Consider the following 17066-nt stretch of genomic DNA (forward strand, 5'->3'; position numbering starts at 1 on the left):
ATCTGGGACAACATAACCAGGTTTGTTTGTCCCAAATCTTAAGTAAGTGGGACAAACACAACAGGTTATTTTGTCCCAGAATTTGAAAAGTCGAGTGGATTAGTCGGGTTTTCCCTTGACTAACGCCGAACCCATAGTAACTTTATTCCGAGAAGATTCCTAGGGTTTAGTACACCCATGAGTACACCATATACAGAGAGGGACAGCATGAGCGCAAATCCGCTGCTTTCCATCGAAGGTCTGACCGCCTCCGTGGACGAGAAGACCATCCTCCACAACGTCAACCTCAAAGTCGCCGCCGGCGAAACCCATGTGCTGATGGGCCCCAACGGCGCCGGCAAGTCCACCCTCGGCCACCTGGTCATGGGCGACCCCGTCTACACGGTCAACGACGGCCGTATCGTCTTTGACGGCCAGGACATCACCGAGCTCACCACCGACAAGCGCTCGCGCGCCGGCCTGTTCCTGAGCTTCCAGGCACCGGTCGAGATCCCTGGCGTGCCGCTGTCGAGCTTTTTGCGCGCCAGCATCGCCGGCCGCCCCGGCCTGGAGATGAAGGGTAAGGAGTTCCGCCGCCGCGTGAAGGAGCTCGCGGCCGAGCTCAACATGGATACCGCCTACCTCAACCGCGAGCTGGGCGTAGGCTTCTCGGGCGGCGAGAAGAAGAAGGTCGAAATGCTCCAGCTTCTGCTGCTGCAGCCCAAACTCGCCATCCTGGACGAAACCGACTCCGGCCTGGACGTCGACGCCCTGTCCACCGTCAGCCATGGCATGGACGCCTACCGCAAGAGCTGCGACGGCTCCATGCTCATCATCACGCACAACACGCGCATCCTGGAGCACCTGGATGTCGACCGCGTCCACGTTATGGTCAAGGGCCACATCGTGCGCGAGGACGACGCCTCGCTTATCCCCTGGATCGACAAGAACGGCTTTGAGACCTTCGAGCGCGAGGCCGCCGAGCAGCGCGCCCAGGCCGAGGCCGCCGCTGCCGAGCAGCAGGCGTAAAGGGGCAACGCAATGACCAAGAACCGCACCGAGGTCGCAGACATCGACCGCAGCCTCTACGACTTCACCTATGGCGAGGAGGGATTTGAGCGCCTCGACGCCGGCATCACGCCCGACATCGTGCGCGAGATCAGCACCAAGAAGGACGAGCCGCAGTGGATGCTCGACCTGCGCTTAAAGTCCCTCGAGATCTTTAATCGTTTTCCCGACCCGACGTGGGGCCCCTCCATCGAGGGCCTGGACATGGATAACATCGTCACCTATGTCAAGCCCAACACCGACCAAAAGCACGACTGGGAGTCGGTGCCCGACGACATCAAGAGCACCTTTGAGCGCCTGGGCATCCCCGAGGCCGAGCGCAGCTATCTGGCAGGCGTCGGCGCGCAGTACGACTCCGAGCTCGTCTACCACAACATGCAGGACACGGCGTCTAAGATGGGCATCGTCTACTCCGGCATCGAGGAGGCCCTGCACGACCCGCAGTGGGAACCGCTCATCCACGAGAAGTTTATGACGCTCATCCCGCCCACCGACCACAAGTTTGCGGCCCTGCACGGCGCCGTATGGTCGGGCGGCTCGTTTGTCTACGTGCCCAAGGGCACCAAGCTCGACTTCCCGCTGCAGAGTTACTTCCGTCTTAACGCCAAGGGCGCCGGCCAGTTTGAGCACACGCTCATCATCGTCGAGGACGATGCCGACCTGCACTTCATTGAGGGTTGCTCCGCGCCCAAGTACAACGTGGCCAACCTCCACGCCGGCGCCGTCGAGCTCTTTGTGGGCAAGCGTGCGCACCTGCGCTACTCTACCATCGAGAATTGGTCCAAGAACATGTACAACCTCAACACCAAGCGTGCGCGCGTGGACGAGGACGGCGACATCGAGTGGATCAGCGGCTCCTTCGGTAGCCACGTGGGCTACCTCTACCCCATGAGCGTGCTCAGCGGACGCCGCGCCCGCTCGAGCTTTACCGGCATTACCTTTGCCGGCGCCGGCCAGAACCTGGATACCGGCTGCAAGGTCGTGCTCAACGCGCCCGATACTTCGGCAACCGTCGAGACCAAGGGCATCTCCAAGAGCGGCGGCATCCAGACCTTCCGCAGCTCCATCGTGGCCACGCCCAAGGCCGAGGGTTCCAAGGCAACCGTGAGCTGCCAGTCGCTCATGCTCGACGACCAGAGCCGCTCCGACACCATCCCCGCCATGGACATCCGCGCCAAGAATGTCGACATCGGCCACGAGGCCACCATCGGCCGTATCGGCGACGATAAGGTGTTCTACCTGATGAGCCGCGGTATCTCGGAGGAAGAAGCCCGTACCATGATCGTCAACGGCTTTGCCAACCCGGTCTCCAAGGAGCTACCGCTGGAGTACGCCGTCGAGATGAACAACCTGATCAAGCTCGAGATGGAAGGAGCGATCGGATAATGAAACAGACCACGAACACCGCTGCTACCACCCTTGAGCAGGTCAATGCGATGCCGGCTGCCACATGGGGCTGGCTGAAGATGAACCAGACCAAGCTCGAGCTCTCTGACGAGCTTGCCGCCGCTCCCGCCGAGACCGTTAAGGTTGAGGGCTTGGACGAGCAATTTGCTGGCGTGGCAGACGCGTTCGACGCCGCCATGGACGCCATCGCCGAGCGCTTCCCCGAGCGCCGCGCCTCCGCGCCCGGCGATGCCGCCGACCGCGCCCGCATCACGCCCGAGACCGAGCTCGACGTGCCCGCCACCTCCGTCTACCAGGCCGGTGCCATTAAGCTGGAGGAGGAGCTCTCCCCCGCTGAGGCCTTCGAGACTGGCATGGGCGAGGCTGCCTACACCTACCTGGCCGACCACGCCACCAAGCGCGTCGTCATCGATGTGCCCGCATACAAGCACGCCACGGTTACCGTGCGTGTGAGCGGTGTCGATGCCGCCGCGGCCATCGCCGCCATCGACGTCGTCGTCCGTCCCCAGTCGACGCTCGACCTGCAGATCGCCCTGGACTCCCCCGTTGCCGGCGAGGGCGTCGTGGGATCCGTGCTGCGCGTGTGCGCCCACGAGTACGCCACCGTCAACGTGACCTGCACGCAGACGCTCGACGATAGCTGGATCGCGCTCGACGACACCGGCCTGTTCCTGGACGAGGGCGCGCGCGTCAACGTGCAGCACACCGTCCTGGGTGCCGGCGCCAGCGCCACCGGCCTTGCCGGCGACCTGCTGGGCGATACCGCCAAGGTCACCATCGATACTGACTACCTGGGCGCCCGAGAGCAGGTGCGCGACTTTAACTACGAGCTGCGCCACCGCGGTCGCAAGACCGAGTGCGAGATCGACGCCAACGGCGTGCTGACCGGCACGTCCAAGAAGGTCTACCGCGGCACCATCGACCTCGTGCACGGTTGCAAGGGTGCAACCGGCACCGAGCGCGAGACGGTGCTTTTGGCCAACAAGGGCGTCGACAACAAGACCGTTCCCGTCATTCTCTGCGACGAGGACGACGTCGCCGGCAACCACGGAGCCACCATCGGCCACGTCCGCGACGAGCAACTGTTCTACCTCGCCTGCCGCGGCCTTGACCAAAACGCCGCCGAGGACCTGTTCGTCCGCGCCAAGCTGGAGGACGCCGCACTTTCCGCCACCGACGAGCGCACCCGCGCCGCCGTCGTCCGCCTGGGCAACAACCTGATCGACAACTTTGAAGAGGAGCTCGCATGATCGACACCGAGCACGTTAAATGCGACACCTGTACCGCACCGGAGCCTATGGAGCTCGACGCCAGCGACGAGGCCTCGCGCGGCTGGCCTACCGTCGACATCGAGACTAATCCCTACAAGGCGCAGTTCCCGCTGTTCCAGCAGCACCCCGAGATCGCCTTCCTCGATAGCGCCGCCACCGCGCAGCGCCCTGCCTGTGTGCTCGACGCCGAGCGCGACTTCTATCAGCGCATGAACGCCAACCCCCTGCGCGGCCTGTACTCGCTTTCCGTCGAGGCAACCGACGCCATCGCGAAGGTCCGCCAGCAGATCGCCGACCTCATCGGCGCCTCACAGGCCAACGAGATCGTCTTCACCCGCAACACGAGCGAGTCGCTCAACCTGGTCGCCAAGAGCTTTGCACCCACGGTGCTCGAGCCCGGTGACGAGGTCGTCATCACCATCATGGAGCACCACTCCAACCTAATCCCGTGGCAGCAGGTCTGCCGCGAAACCGGCGCCAAGCTCGTCTACCTCTACCCCACCAAGACCGGCCAGCTCACCACCGAGGAGGTTCTTACCAAGGTTGGTCCCAAGACCAAAATTCTGGCCGTGGGTCAGGTTTCTAACGTGCTGGGCGTCGAGAACCCGGTCAAGAACCTCGGCAAGCTCGTCCATAAGTACGGCGGCTATCTGGTCGTCGACGGCGCGCAGTCGCTGCCGCACATGCCGGTCGATGTGGCCGACCTGGGAGCCGACTTCTTTGCCTTTAGCGCACACAAGGCCATGGGCCCCATGGGCATCGGCGTGCTGTGGGGCAAGATGGACCTGCTCAACGCCATGCCGCCCATGCTCACCGGCGGCGAAATGATCGACTCTGTCACCGAGCAGGACGCCGTCTGGGCGCCCGTCCCCGAGAAGTTCGAGGCCGGCACGCAGGACGCCGCCGGCATCTTCGCCACGGGCGCGGCACTCGACTACCTGGTCAACACGGTGGGTTACGAGAACATTCAGGCCCGCGAGCAGGCACTCGTCCACTACCTGATGGGCGAACTCATGCAGCTCGACTTTGTCCAGATCATCGGCTCCATCTATTGGGACAACCACCACGGCGTCGTGAGCTTTAACGTCAAGGGCATCCACCCGCACGACGTCGCGAGCATCATGGACATGGACGGCGTCTGCATCCGCGCCGGCCACCACTGCGCGCAGCCGCTGCTTACCTGGCTGGGCGTCGAGAACCTTGCCTGCTGCCGCGCCAGCGTGGCCTTCTACAACGACAAGGCCGACATCGACAAGTTCATCGCCGGCCTGCATCACGTTTGGAGCACGTTCAATGGGTAATCTGTACACCTCCACCACACTTATGGAGCACAACTCGCACCCCGACTATAAGTACGAGATGGATGCTCCCACGCACGAGCACGACGGTATCAACCCCAGCTGCGGTGACGAGCTCACCTTGCAGCTACGAGTCGAGAACAACGTGATCGAGGAAGTCTCCTTTACCGGCCACGGCTGCGCCATCAGCCAGGCCAGTGCCGACATCATGGCCGATCTCATCACCGGCGAGACCGTCGAGGAAGCTCGCCGCCTGGCAGAGCTCTTCCTCGCCATGATCCGCGGCGAGAAGCTCTCCGAGGAGGACCTGGAAGACCTGGACGAAGCCGCCCAGCTCCAGGACATCTCGCACATGCCCGCCCGCGTCAAATGCGCCGAGCTCGCCTGGCGCACCCTCGACGGCATGCTCGAGGGGCAAGCTAACCAGTAGCGTATGCTCCGAATCCAAGGTTTTTGATTGCCGAGCCGCCCGATACGGGCGGCTCTGTTTTTCCTAATGAGCACGAACACACAAAATCAGCGCGCCCGGCGCCCCGTCTGTCATTTACCACACGGCCAGACGCGAACACGGGCGTTTTCCACAGCACCAAAGGCCTGCGGCAGGGCCCCGGGCCCGCCAAGCAATGCGCCAAGCCCCGTTCTGCTGAGCTCCGACTCGCTTCGCGCCTGCCGCAGACGGGTCCCATAGGGTGCGACGTGCATTTTTGCGAGTATTCAGCACGCCAAGCTGTATGTATACGCATCGAAAGCGTTAATCAACGTCTCCAGGCGCATATATATTGTGTTTTAGAACAAGCATCGCGGTCTCAGGGATCACATACATGCGCTTCGGAGGCGCATCGGAAGGCATAAATAGCTTCGGGACCCGTATGTTGCAAGATTGCGGCAGTGCCGACAGCACCACGATGCTGAAAACTCCGTTTTTTGCACGGCGCAAACGGGGGTAGGCACGGGCAAACCCGGACTGAGCTGTTATTTTTATGCAAGATGACGATTGTTCTATGCATATTAAGAAGTGCAGTTACCGTACCAAGCTTTTGAACGCTGGTTGCGGCGTATGGACGACCCCAACTGCGGTGAACAGGCGACCTTACATCACGTTTCCGCCAGCCCGCATCGCCGTTCGCGCGCGGGCGCGCACGATACGAGAGACGGTACTTTTGCCAATCCCGGTATACCGCTCAATCTGGCGCACCGTAAAACCGGCATCGTGCAATCCAAAAATAACGGTATCGCGCTGCGCAGGCGGTGCGTCTTTAACCCCATGGAGCGGAGCCCCGAGGCTCTTCGCCATCTTGTCGGCAAAGGCGTGGCATTCCCACTCTGTCTCTTTCATATCGCGCAGCGCCGGTTCGCCGCCGTCGGGCGTCGAAAGCGAATAGGCAATAAAGCCCTCGGCAGAACCAAAAAGCTCAAGCACGCAAGAAGGATCAGAAAATCCCCTCGCGACATCGGCCGCGTCACCGTCGTAAGCGCACAAATGCTCCGGAAAGCTGCTCCAGGGATAACGCTCAATGAGACTGATGCCCGCCTCCTGCGGATCGGCGTGAACGGAGCGAATAGCCTCCATCACCTGCCAGTCGGTATCGAGCGAGCGCCGGTCAAAACGGTTCTGGAACAGATGCCCTGTGCGCCCCGTGCGTTTATTGAACCGCCGCGCGTACGTCAAAAGCAGCCGGTGCATCGCCGCGCTCATCGCGTCCTCGTAATCTGCAAGCACCAGACGCACGTGATTGCCCATAAGGCACCAGGCGATAACCGTCACGCCCGCCTTGCGGCAGCACTCACGCATCAGCTCCAAGAACTCCCACCGGTCTTCATCGCCCTCAAAGATGAGCTGCTTGCCCGTACCGCGGGCACAGACATGGTAAAAGCCGGTAACCGTTCTCCAAACGCGCTGCATGGCGCTCCCTTCGCCGGGATCTGCTTGCCATCCAATACAGCACGATTGAAGCGTGCCATCAAAACATTCACGCAAAACAATTCGCTCGCGCGGCCAAAGACAGTAAACAGGCGGCGAACGGCACCGTTGCAACAGGTCAACCCCCGCAACGCTTACAAGAGCTGCCCAAAAGCTTGCCAAAGACGGACCCCTTCTACGGAAGTTCGCGACCACAGAACATAGAGTTAAACCGTTTCAATTAAAACTTCCGGACTTCTCGCTACGAAAACTGAGCCGTTCGCCGAATATTCCGTGCATTTCGCGGTATTATAGGGGCTGCATGTCATGTCCCTTTCGAAGGGTCGCCCGGCAATCGCCAGCCACGACCCCCAGACGGGACGCCAACACGATAGAGAGGAGAGGCATGCAGTACTCACAGGAAGTGGAGAACATGTGCCCCGTTGCCAAGGGTGCATACCACGGCCCCGCACCCATCCCCGAGGAGGGCAAGTGGGTCCAGGCTAAGGAGATTTCCGACATCTCCGGTCTTACGCACGGTGTGGGTTGGTGCGCACCTCAGCAGGGCGCCTGCAAGCTCACGCTGAACGTCAAGGACGGCATCATCGAGGAGGCCCTCGTTGAGACCATCGGCTGCTCGGGCATGACCCACTCTGCCGCCATGGCTTCCGAGATCCTTCCCGGTAAGACCATCCTCGAGGCCCTCAACACCGACCTCGTCTGCGACGCCATCAACGTTGCTATGCGCGAGATCTTCCTGCAGATCGTTTACGGCCGCAGCCAGACCGCGTTCTCCGAGGGCGGCCTGCCCGTGGGCGCCTCCCTCGACGACCTCGGCAAGGGCCTTCGCTCTCAGGTCGGCACCATGTTCGGCACCAAGGCCAAGGGCGCTCGTTACCTCGAGCTCGCTCAGGGCTACGTCACCCGCATGGCTCTCAACGACAAGAACGAGATCATCGCATTCGAGTTCCTGAACCTCGGCAAGTTCACCGACGCCGTCAAGGCCGGCAAGACCCCCGAGGAGGCCATCGCTGGCGCTATGGGCCACTATGGTCAGTGGGAGAACGCTGCCAAGTACATCGACCCGCGCACCGACGAGGAGACTCACTCCGTCGCCAGCGTGTTCCCGGTTCACGAGTAGAAAGGGAGGGAAATAACTATGACTGTTACGTTCGAAGGTTACGAGCGCCGCGCTGACAAGATCAACAAGTGCCTCGCCGACAACGGCATCGCCTCCCTCGAGGAAGCTCTGCAGATCTGCACCGACAAGGGCTTCAACCCGCGTGAGATCGTCAACAACACCCAGTCCATCGCCTTCCAGAACGCCGAGTGGGCCTACACCCTCGGCTGCGCTCTTGCTGTCAAGCGTGGCGCCAAGACCGCTTCTGAGGCTGCTGCCATCATCGGCGAGGGCATCCAGGCCTTCACCGTTCCCGGCTCCGTCGCCGAGGACCGCAAGGTCGGTCTGGGCCACGGCAACCTGGGCGCTATGCTGCTCTCCGACGACACCGAGTGCTTCGCCTTCCTGGCCGGCCACGAGTCCTTCGCTGCCGCTGAGGGCGCTATCGGCCTGGCTCTGAACGCCAACAAGGCTCGCAAGAAGCCGCTGCGCGTTATTCTCAACGGTCTGGGCAAGGACGCCGCTCAGATCATCGCCCGCATCAACGGCTTCACCTACGTGAAGACCCAGTTCGACTACTTCACGGGCGAGCTCAAGGTCGTCGAGACCATCCCCTACTCCGATGGTCCCCGCGCCGCCGTCAACTGCTACGGCGCCGACGACGTCCGCGAGGGCGTTGCCATCATGTGGCACGAGAACGTCGACATCTCGATCACCGGTAACTCCACCAACCCCACGCGCTTCCAGCACCCCGTCGCTGGCACCTACAAGAAGGAGCGCCTCGAGGCTGGCAAGAAGTACTTCTCCGTCGCTTCTGGTGGCGGCACTGGCCGTACCCTGCACCCGGACAACATGGGCGCCGGCCCTGCCTCTTACGGCATGACCGACACCATGGGCCGCATGCACTCCGACGCCCAGTTCGCCGGTTCTTCCTCCGTGCCTGCGCACGTCGACATGATGGGTCTCATCGGCATGGGCAACAACCCCATGGTCGGTGCCACCGTCGCCTGCGCTGTCGCCGTCGAAGAGGCCCTCAAGGCCTAATCGCGCCCGCGCGATGCTCAGATAGTTGAGCTTTGGAGCCGCTACCTTTCGAGGTAGCGGCTCTTTTTGTTTGCGCTGGCGCAGGGTATCTAATGCCGATATATCAGCTGGGGCGAAATACGAGATGTGAAGAGATGGAGCGTCAGAGCGTCCATGACGCCCACCTGCCATATTTGCCCTTTACCGATTTGCCGGGTCTTTGCGGCCCCATTGCCGATCACCCGTGCGACAATGCGCCGGACGAGAAAGGAATCCGATGGAATCGACTGATGTACTGGTAATTGGATCTGGCATTGCGGGCCTTTGTGCCGCCATCGAAGCGGCACGCACGGGCGCAACCGTCGCTGTGGCAAGCGCCGGCAAGACCATGAGTGGATCGAGCTTCTTCCCTGGAACCTGGGGCCTAGGGCTTATCGGACCCGTTAACGAAGACGACGAACAAGACCTCATCGACACCATCCAGACCGTCGGCGGCGGTGTCGCCGACCCCGAGCTTGTCCAGACGTTTGTCCACGGCATTCCCCAGGCAATTGAATGGCTCGAGCAAGACCTGGGCGTTGAGCTCAAGCGTCCGCAAAACGCTGAGAGCGCTCAGCAAAAGCAGTTTATCCCCTGCTTTGACCACAAGACGCGCATGTGGCGCGGCCTCACCCGCAAGCCCCTTGAGGACGCTCTGACAGCCCGGATCGAGTCGCTCGGCATTCGCCTGCTCCCCCGCCATGAGCTTATCGACCTTGTTGAGGACACGAACGGCAGAATAACCGGAACCGTGCTCTACGACCTCACCGAAAATCGAATCGTGCCCTTTGCTGCCAAGGCCACGATCATCGCAGCCGGTGGCACAGGCGGCCTGTTCGAGCGCAGCCTTACGTCGGCTGATGTGCTCAGCTCCTCGCAGGCCATCGCGCTGGCGCACAGCGCAACACTTACTAATATAGAGTTCATGCAGATGATGCCCGGCTTCATCGAGCCCAGGCGTAACTTGGTCTTCAACGAGAAAACCTGGCGCTACGTACATGTAGACCAGCCGGCAGATATTGCCGACGACAAGCTGGACGAACTGCTCGAGCAGCGCTCTGGATATGGTCCCTTCACGTCACGTTTGGCCTCCCGCGCTATCGATCTCGTCATCGATAAGGCAGGTGCCGAAGGCCTGGCACTCCACTACGACTTCCCCAGTGAGGATGTCCCAGAATTTGTGCAGACTTTTGCCACCTGGCTGCAAGACGAGCACGGCATCGCCCCGACTGACGAGATGCGCGTTGCGATGTATGCCCACGCCGCTAACGGCGGCATCAAGATCGATAAGACCGCGTACACGGGCGTTGAGGGCCTCTACGCTTGCGGCGAGGCGACAGGCGGCATGCACGGCGCCGACCGCATTGGTGGCTTGTCAAGCGCCAACGGCATCGTGTTCGGACGCATCGCAGGAGCATCGGCAGCCCTTGCAGCGCAGAATGCACCTGAGATGGCCCCGAAGACGGATATCGACCTCCCCCAGCATGGCATTGCCACAACAGATGCCGAACGCCTGACACACAGCCTTAAGCACACGATGAGCACCTATTGCATGATCAACCGCACCGAGACGGGCCTATCCGAAGCACTACACGAGCTTGAGGGCTTGAAGACGGAGGCAACGACCTTGAGCACACAGAAAGCCCAGGACAGCGAAATCGCTGCCCTCGCCCGCCTTCAGTCGCAGATTCAACTAGCACAGGAAATGGTCAAAGCCATGCGCAAGCGAACCGAAAGCCTCGGATCGCACTATCGAACGGACTAAACTGGACACCCATCTAAAGCAGAACACACCTAATCGATATCTATGGGCCCCGTGAGCTCGAGGTGGCACGGGGCCTATTCGTGTCCGCACGGCAGCGTATCCTAATTCTGAATACAGAGCGGGCAAAGCCCGCACAGACAATAGACCAGCGAGGAGGAGATATGGACAGTAGTGATATCGAGAAGTGGCGTGTCAAACTTGATAGCTACGCCAATGTGGAAGACGGCGTTGAGTATTGGCTCGCACGCGATTTAATGGAACCCATGGGGTACACTCGATGGGAGAACTTCGCCGAAGTTGTTAAGAGGGCAACAGTCTCATGCGAAACAAACAAAACTCCAGTTGATTCCCATTTTCGTGACACCACGAAAATGGTAACTGCCGGTGTCGCCGCTCGCGCGGTTAAAGACTACAAACTTACGCGCTATGCATGCTATTTAATCGCACAGAACGGAGATTCAAACAAGCCAGAGATCGCGCTCGCCCAGGCATACTTTGCCGTGCAGACGCGCCGCCAAGAGCTCATAGAGCAGCGCTTCGCAGAGATTCAGCGCTTGCAGGCGCGCCACTCGCTATCCGATTCAGAGAAACAGCTCTCGGGTATTGCGTTCAAACGCGGCGTGGACTCCAAAGGATTCGCGATCATCAAGTCGAAGGGCGATGAGGCGTTATTCGGCGGCAGAAGCACGGCGGAAATGAAGCAGCAGCTCGGCGTACCCAAGAGCGCGGCATTGGCGGACAGGTTAGCCGATGTCCTCATCAAAGCAAAGGACCTTACGAACTCGATGACGGCCTTCAACGCCGAGGAACACGACCTGTACGGCCTGGACCAGATCAAGCAAGAGCACGTCGAGAACAACACAAGCGTGCGTGGCAGCCTCATCGACCGCGGAATTGTCCCCGAGAACCTACCGCCTGCCGAGGATACAAAAAAGCTCGAGCGTCGCGTGAAGGCAGACGAGAAGAAACTCAAGGAGGGTACTGACGGTTTTACCGATCCCCAGGGTAGGCTCGATCTGTGAAAGCGGCTGTGCCCTTTCGGGTTCGACCCCATGCGAGGTCAACAAAAAAGCGACCAGCCGAAGCCAGTCTCTTTAACATGCTTTGGTGGGCCGTCAGGGGGTCAGCCTGCTGCGCAGGCGGCCGCTGCGGCGCCAAGGCGCCTTGCGCGCTACGCTGGTAAATGCTTACGTATTTCCTCAGCTCCGCGCCCTTACGGGTTCGACCCCATACGAGGTCAACAAAAAAGCGACCAGCCTGAGCCAGTCGCTTTAACAATCTTTGGGTGGGCCGTCAGGGGGTCGAACCCTGGACCTTGGGATTAAGAGTCCCCTGCTCTACCAACTGAGCTAACGACCCAAAGCTAAAGTCCGTTATGGCGGACTTTAGAGGAGATATCGTGTGGTGGGCCGTCAGGGGGTCGAACCCTGGACCTTGGGATTAAGAGTCCCCTGCTCTACCAACTGAGCTAACGACCCGATATCAACACGAAGCAAGAACTGGGGTGGGTAAAGGGACTCGAACCCTCGACCTACGGGACCACAACCCGTCGCTCTAGCCAACTGAGCTACACCCACCGTGTCCTGTGCGCTTCGCGCTCGACTATTATTGCAAGGAACGCCACGCGATGCAAGCCCCAATTTTCAAGAATTTTGAAAAGAGTTTTTCGAGACCATTTCGAGCAAATCCCACCGGTTTCATAGGAGTAAACTTGCCCCACTGCAAATGCTCGAAAGGACCGGCATGAAAGAACTATCCAACCGCACGGCAACGTTTACCGATTCGGTCATCCGCCGCATGACACGCATCTCCAATAAGTATGGCGCTGTCAATCTCTCGCAGGGCTTCCCCGACTTCGATCCCCCGGCGCAGCTGCTCAACAGCCTCAGCGCCATCGCCAGCGACCCCAAGCCGCTCTATCACCAGTACTCCATCACCTGGGGCTCCCAGGCCATGCGCGAGGCGCTCGCCGCCAAACAGGAGCACTTTATGGGCATGCCGGTGAATCCCAACGAGAATATCGTAGTCACCTGCGGCTCCACCGAGGCCATGATGGCCGCCATGATGACGGTCACGAACCCCGGCGACAAGGTCGTCATCTTCTCGCCATTCTACGAGAACTACGGCGCCGACACGATCCTTTCGGGTGCCGAGCCCATCTACGTACCGCTCAACCCGCCCACATTCGACTTTGACCGCGAGGCGCTCGAGGCTGCCTTCCGCGACAACGACCCCAAGGCCATCGTCCTGTGCAACCCTTCCAACCCCTGCGGCAAGGTCTTCACGCGCGAGGAGCTCACCTTTATCGCCAACCTCTGCAAAAAGTACGACGCCTATTGCATCACCGACGAGGTATACGAGCACATCGTCTACGCACCCCATGAGCACGTCTACATGGCCACGCTGCCTGGCATGTTTGAGCGCACCATCAGCTGCAGCTCGCTGTCCAAGACCTACTCCATAACCGGCTGGCGCCTGGGCTACACTATCGCCCCTGCCGAAATCACCGAGCGTATCAAAAAGGTCCACGACTTCCTCACCGTGGGCGCCGCCGCTCCCCTGCAGGAAGCCGTCGTCACCGCCCTCAATTTCGACGACAGCTATTACGATGAGGTCCTCGACCTCTATACCGCCAAACGCGACCTGTTCTGCCAGGGACTCGACAGCATCGGTCTTGAGCATAACGTGCCGCAGGGCGCCTACTACGTCATGATGGACATCTCTGAGTTTGGCTATGACAGCGACCTCGAATTCTGCGAGGACCTCGCGTCTAAGGTGGGCGTGGGCGCCGTGCCCGGCTCGAGCTTCTTCCGCGAGCCCGTCAACCACCTGATTCGTTTCCACTTTGCCAAGCGAGACGAGACGCTTAACGCGGCACTGGAGAACCTCAAGTCCCTGCGTGATAAAATCAAACCGCGCGGGTAAGGACGGCCCGGCAACTAAAGTAACTAAAGAAGCCCCGCACCGCCTGCCGCGTTGCGAGGCTTCTTTTTATGGCGCTTTCTTAAATGGTTTAGAGCTCTATACTTTAGTCATGGAGCAACTCGTCCCAGTGAGAGGAATATTATGGAAGAGCAGCAACTTATCGGAGCGCTCGAGGCCGGCGGCACCAAGATGGTCTGCGCCACGGGCTATGCAGACGGCACGGTCCTGGAGCGTGAGCAGATCGTGACCACGACTCCGCAGGAGACCGTCGAGGCCGTCAACGCATGGTTTGCCGACAAGGGCATCGCCGCGCTGGGCATCGGCGCCTTTGGCCCCACCGCAGTCAACCCTGCCTCGCCCCAATACGGCAAGATCCTGGAGACGCCCAAAACGGCATGGCGCTACTTTGACCTGCTGGGCACCATCCAAAACGAGCTCAATATTCCCTGCGGCTACGACACCGACGTCAACGTCGCCTGCCTGGGCGAGGTCACCTTTGGTTGCGCCCAGGGCCTCACTGACGTTGTGTATCTGACCATCGGTACCGGCGTGGGCGCCGGCGTGCTCTCGGGCGGCCAGCTCGTGCACGGCATGATGCATCCCGAGGCCGGCCACATCCTGGTCACGCGCGACCCGCGCGACACCATTGGCGAGCACAGCGCCTGCCCCTTCCACGACAACTGTCTCGAGGGCCTCATCGCCGGCCCCGGCGTTAAAAAGCGCTGGGATGGCAAGAGCGCCGGAGACATGGCCGATGACTCGGAGGCCATGGACCTGCTCGCCGGCTATCTGGCACAGGCACTCATGACCTACACGCTGTGCTACGCGCCGCAAAAGATCATCATCGGCGGCGGCGTGGCCGACCACACTCCCATCGTGCCGCTCGCACGCAAAAAGTGCGCCGAGATGCTCAACGGCTATATCGTCACGCCCGAGGTCAACGACATCGATAGCTACATCGTCAACAACAGCCTCGAGGGCAAGCAGGGCATCATGGGCTGCCTGGCCCTGGGCGCACAGGCGCTTCAGTAGCAGACGCACCCACGGGGCGTGGCACGCCCGGCAAATCCGACCTACGGAACGACGCCACCACGCCTCATATAAGCCCTCAAATAAAAAAGGCCGCCTAGGACCAAACAATACGTCCTAGGCGGCCTTTTTGGCGCACATCAGCGACCGTAAGAGATATCGGAGCACAACGCCCGTTGCCGCTCCACAGCAGTCGATCATCACATCGGTGATCATTCCAGCGCGTCCCGGCACAAAGAGCTGAATCGTCTCGTCGATCGAAGGAATCAGCAGCAGGAACACCGCCGTGGGCAGCAGCACGTCAAAGGTGCGCCGGCCCTCAAAATCAAAGGCGTGCGTTGCCAGGATGCCGAGCACCATATACTCGGTAAAATGCGCGCACTTGCGAACAACAAAGTTGGTCACCCATTCATATGGAAGTCCCACGCCGTGCAGGAAACCGCGGATAGCTTCCATGACCGTTAGACTCAGTGAGCCCGACCCCGAGCCGGGAACCAGCGAATTGCCCCAGATCAAGAGCGCCATCAGGCAGGTCACGACCGCCCATTTTCGATTGATCTTAACCATGCAGAAGTTATGCCTCCGCGCGGAGCGGCGCAAAGCTGGCGGTACCGCCCTCGATAACGCTCAGATAGGCACGGCCCGTACGCTTGGCGGTAGAGGACTGCAGGCGCTCGATCTCTTCCTCGAGGATCTGATTGACGCGCTCGTGACGACGATTTTCCATAATGCCGGCGGCAATAGCCTCGGCTCGCTCGATGCTCTCGCGCGAGATACGGGCAGTATCCTCGGGGAACACAGCACTGTGACGGCCGACATAGGCGGGGACAGCAGGCTGAGGGGCAGCGACGGGAGCGGGGGCCGTAACAGGAGCAGGCTCGTCAATCTCATCCAGGATCGCGGTGGCGGCGGCCCACATGTCCTCGTGGCCCGAGTAATCGGCCATGGGGACATCAACCTCGAGCGAGGCATCTGGAAGGTCGCCGGTGTTGATGCGATCTTGGGCATCAATCGATGCGGTGATGGCTGCAGGCTCATCGAGGTCATCGAGATCGATGTCCGCGGCACCGGAGATGATAGGCATGCTGGCGAGGTTTGCATTGTACGGCGCAGCCTCAGCCGCCTGCTGCTGGGCAGGAGCGCCCCACAACGAGCTTTCGGCGGCACGGCGGGCGGCAACGGCCTCCTCGTCCGCGGCCATGGCTTCATCAACGTACGAATTGTCGGCAGAAGCGTTCGCGTCCGCCGAGGTAGCGCTGTAGGCGTTATTGGCTGCCGCGTTGGCGACGAGTGCCACGAAAGCCGCCGTGCTGCCCGCAGGGGCGGCCTGGGAGCCAGACACGGCGCGTGCCGCGGCGGCGATGTCGTCGCGATTGAAGGAGCCGGTCTGCCCGCCGTTGGTGAGCTCGTCGATGGCGACTTGATAGACGTCGCGCGAGTGCGCAGGGTCGCAGCTCACCGGCGAATCGTCGTCGAGCATACTGTCGATCATGGACCAAGCCTCGGCCTCGTCCATGGCATCTGCGGCTCGAGCGATGGTAGGGACACCATCATCGGCATGACGGCGCTGGAACGCACCAGTCAGGCCGGAAAGGAATGCCGAGGTAGACTGCTCCGCCTGAGCCTGAGAAGCAGAAGCCGCAGCGTAAGGAGTCGCATCCTGCTGCTGAGCTGGAATCGAGGCGGTCTTGAACTCGCTTTGATGCTGATTGAGATTGGCGGCACCGCCCATGGCATCAGGCTGGAACAGACGCTCTTCACGCTGCGCACGGTACTCGGAGATACCCAGCGAGGCGGCATAGATACCCACGCCCGCCACCGCGCCCACGGCGAAGGGAACCGCACCCGCCACGACCGTCTCGTTCACCGACGAAAACGGCAGCGTCGCGGCATACATAACCACGGGAGCGGCAAGGCCGATCCCGCACGAAAGTCCGGCAAGGACTGCTCGTTGTGTTGCATCAGAAGAAGCCATGAGCTCTCCCCATCTTCCAGCACCCAAATCGCATCATTCAGTTGGCTGCGCGAGAGAAGATGAAGCGGGGCTATGCCCCAAAGCAACGGTATATGGTTCGTTTCATCTGCGTTTTCCGTCGCGAAGCTTAAAAGCTATTATGCGAAACCGCCCTGTCGATTGCAAGCGACGATGTCGGATTGAAACGGGAAACCTGCTGCTTGCCAGTCTTATGGTCAAAAATAAGCGCGGAGCGGCGATATGGAAAAGGGCCGAGGCTCAAAGCCC

Annotated in this window: 14 protein-coding genes and 3 tRNA genes; 11 read left to right on the forward strand and 6 right to left on the reverse strand. The window is 60.8% G+C overall.

Going from position 1 to position 17066, the window contains the following annotated elements:
- The first annotated feature begins 207 nt into the window (after window positions 1-207).
- Genes sufC through sufU form a run of 5 tightly spaced genes read left to right on the forward strand, consistent with a single transcriptional unit; the run spans window position 208 to window position 5453 of the window.
- On the forward strand, window positions 208-1008 hold the full coding sequence (sufC, locus tag I2F59_RS00060) for a Fe-S cluster assembly ATPase SufC (protein ID WP_195502649.1): 801 nt from the start codon (window positions 208-210) through the stop codon (window positions 1006-1008).
- A gap of 12 nt (window positions 1009-1020) precedes the next feature.
- Entirely contained in the window at window positions 1021-2433 is a 1413-nt protein-coding gene (sufB, locus tag I2F59_RS00065) for a Fe-S cluster assembly protein SufB (protein ID WP_195502651.1), read from the forward strand.
- A complete protein-coding gene (locus I2F59_RS00070) occupies window positions 2433-3704 on the forward strand; it encodes a SufB/SufD family protein (protein WP_195502653.1) in 1272 nt (423 codons plus the stop codon). Before sufB ends, I2F59_RS00070 begins: the two co-directional genes overlap by 1 nt.
- Window positions 3701-5026, forward strand: a complete 1326-nt coding sequence (locus I2F59_RS00075) for an aminotransferase class V-fold PLP-dependent enzyme (RefSeq protein WP_229065244.1) — start codon at window positions 3701-3703, stop codon at window positions 5024-5026. The genes I2F59_RS00070 and I2F59_RS00075 overlap by 4 nt, the downstream gene beginning before the upstream one ends.
- Window positions 5019-5453, forward strand: coding sequence for a Fe-S cluster assembly sulfur transfer protein SufU (sufU, locus tag I2F59_RS00080; protein ID WP_195502654.1), 435 nt, complete (start codon window positions 5019-5021; stop codon window positions 5451-5453). Before I2F59_RS00075 ends, sufU begins: the two co-directional genes overlap by 8 nt.
- Window positions 5454-6113: 660 nt before the next feature.
- Here the strand turns inward: sufU and I2F59_RS00085 are convergent.
- Entirely contained in the window at window positions 6114-7106 is a 993-nt protein-coding gene (locus I2F59_RS00085; protein ID WP_195502656.1) for a transposase, read from the reverse strand.
- Between the two features lie 223 nt (window positions 7107-7329).
- On the opposite strand from I2F59_RS00085, the gene I2F59_RS00090 reads away from it, so the two are divergent.
- The 4 genes from I2F59_RS00090 to dinD all read left to right on the forward strand — a co-directional run bounded on the left by I2F59_RS00090 (window position 7330) and on the right by dinD (window position 11892).
- Window positions 7330-8064, forward strand: a complete 735-nt coding sequence (locus tag I2F59_RS00090; protein ID WP_006235554.1) for an iron-sulfur cluster assembly scaffold protein — start codon at window positions 7330-7332, stop codon at window positions 8062-8064.
- A gap of 18 nt (window positions 8065-8082) precedes the next feature.
- Window positions 8083-9087: a GGGtGRT protein gene (locus I2F59_RS00095; protein ID WP_022094815.1), complete on the forward strand. Its 1005-nt coding sequence runs from the start codon at window positions 8083-8085 to the stop codon at window positions 9085-9087.
- 256 nt (window positions 9088-9343) lie between these two features.
- A complete protein-coding gene (locus tag I2F59_RS00100) occupies window positions 9344-10870 on the forward strand; it encodes an FAD-dependent oxidoreductase (protein WP_195502658.1) in 1527 nt (508 codons plus the stop codon).
- 161 nt (window positions 10871-11031) lie between these two features.
- A complete protein-coding gene (gene dinD, locus I2F59_RS00105) occupies window positions 11032-11892 on the forward strand; it encodes a DNA damage-inducible protein D (RefSeq protein WP_195502660.1) in 861 nt (286 codons plus the stop codon).
- 264 nt (window positions 11893-12156) lie between these two features.
- Here dinD and I2F59_RS00110 read toward each other — a convergent pair.
- From I2F59_RS00110 to I2F59_RS00120, 3 genes are all read right to left on the reverse strand, one after another.
- A tRNA-Lys gene (locus I2F59_RS00110) sits at window positions 12157-12229 on the reverse strand.
- 43 nt (window positions 12230-12272) lie between these two features.
- Window positions 12273-12348, reverse strand: a tRNA-Lys gene (locus I2F59_RS00115).
- A 22-nt stretch (window positions 12349-12370) separates the two neighbouring features.
- Window positions 12371-12447: transfer RNA gene (locus I2F59_RS00120), tRNA-His, on the reverse strand.
- A gap of 166 nt (window positions 12448-12613) precedes the next feature.
- Between I2F59_RS00120 and I2F59_RS00125 the strand changes: the two genes are divergently transcribed.
- Complete coding sequence (locus I2F59_RS00125; RefSeq protein WP_195502662.1) at window positions 12614-13795, forward strand: pyridoxal phosphate-dependent aminotransferase; 1182 nt, start codon at window positions 12614-12616, stop codon at window positions 13793-13795.
- 141 nt (window positions 13796-13936) lie between these two features.
- Window positions 13937-14827, forward strand: coding sequence for an ROK family protein (locus tag I2F59_RS00130; RefSeq protein WP_195502664.1), 891 nt, complete (start codon window positions 13937-13939; stop codon window positions 14825-14827).
- A 114-nt stretch (window positions 14828-14941) separates the two neighbouring features.
- Here the strand turns inward: I2F59_RS00130 and I2F59_RS00135 are convergent, their stop codons facing one another.
- Window positions 14942-15391, reverse strand: coding sequence for a VanZ family protein (locus I2F59_RS00135; protein ID WP_006235485.1), 450 nt, complete (start codon window positions 15389-15391; stop codon window positions 14942-14944).
- Window positions 15392-15398: 7 nt separating this feature from the next.
- Window positions 15399-16799: a hypothetical protein gene (locus I2F59_RS00140; RefSeq protein ID WP_195502666.1), complete on the reverse strand. Its 1401-nt coding sequence runs from the start codon at window positions 16797-16799 to the stop codon at window positions 15399-15401.
- Between the last annotated feature and the right edge of the window lie 267 nt (window positions 16800-17066).

Origin of the sequence: Collinsella aerofaciens, from assembly GCF_015556945.1 — a bacterium.
Classification (GTDB): Bacteria; Actinomycetota; Coriobacteriia; order Coriobacteriales; family Coriobacteriaceae; genus Collinsella; species Collinsella aerofaciens_AO.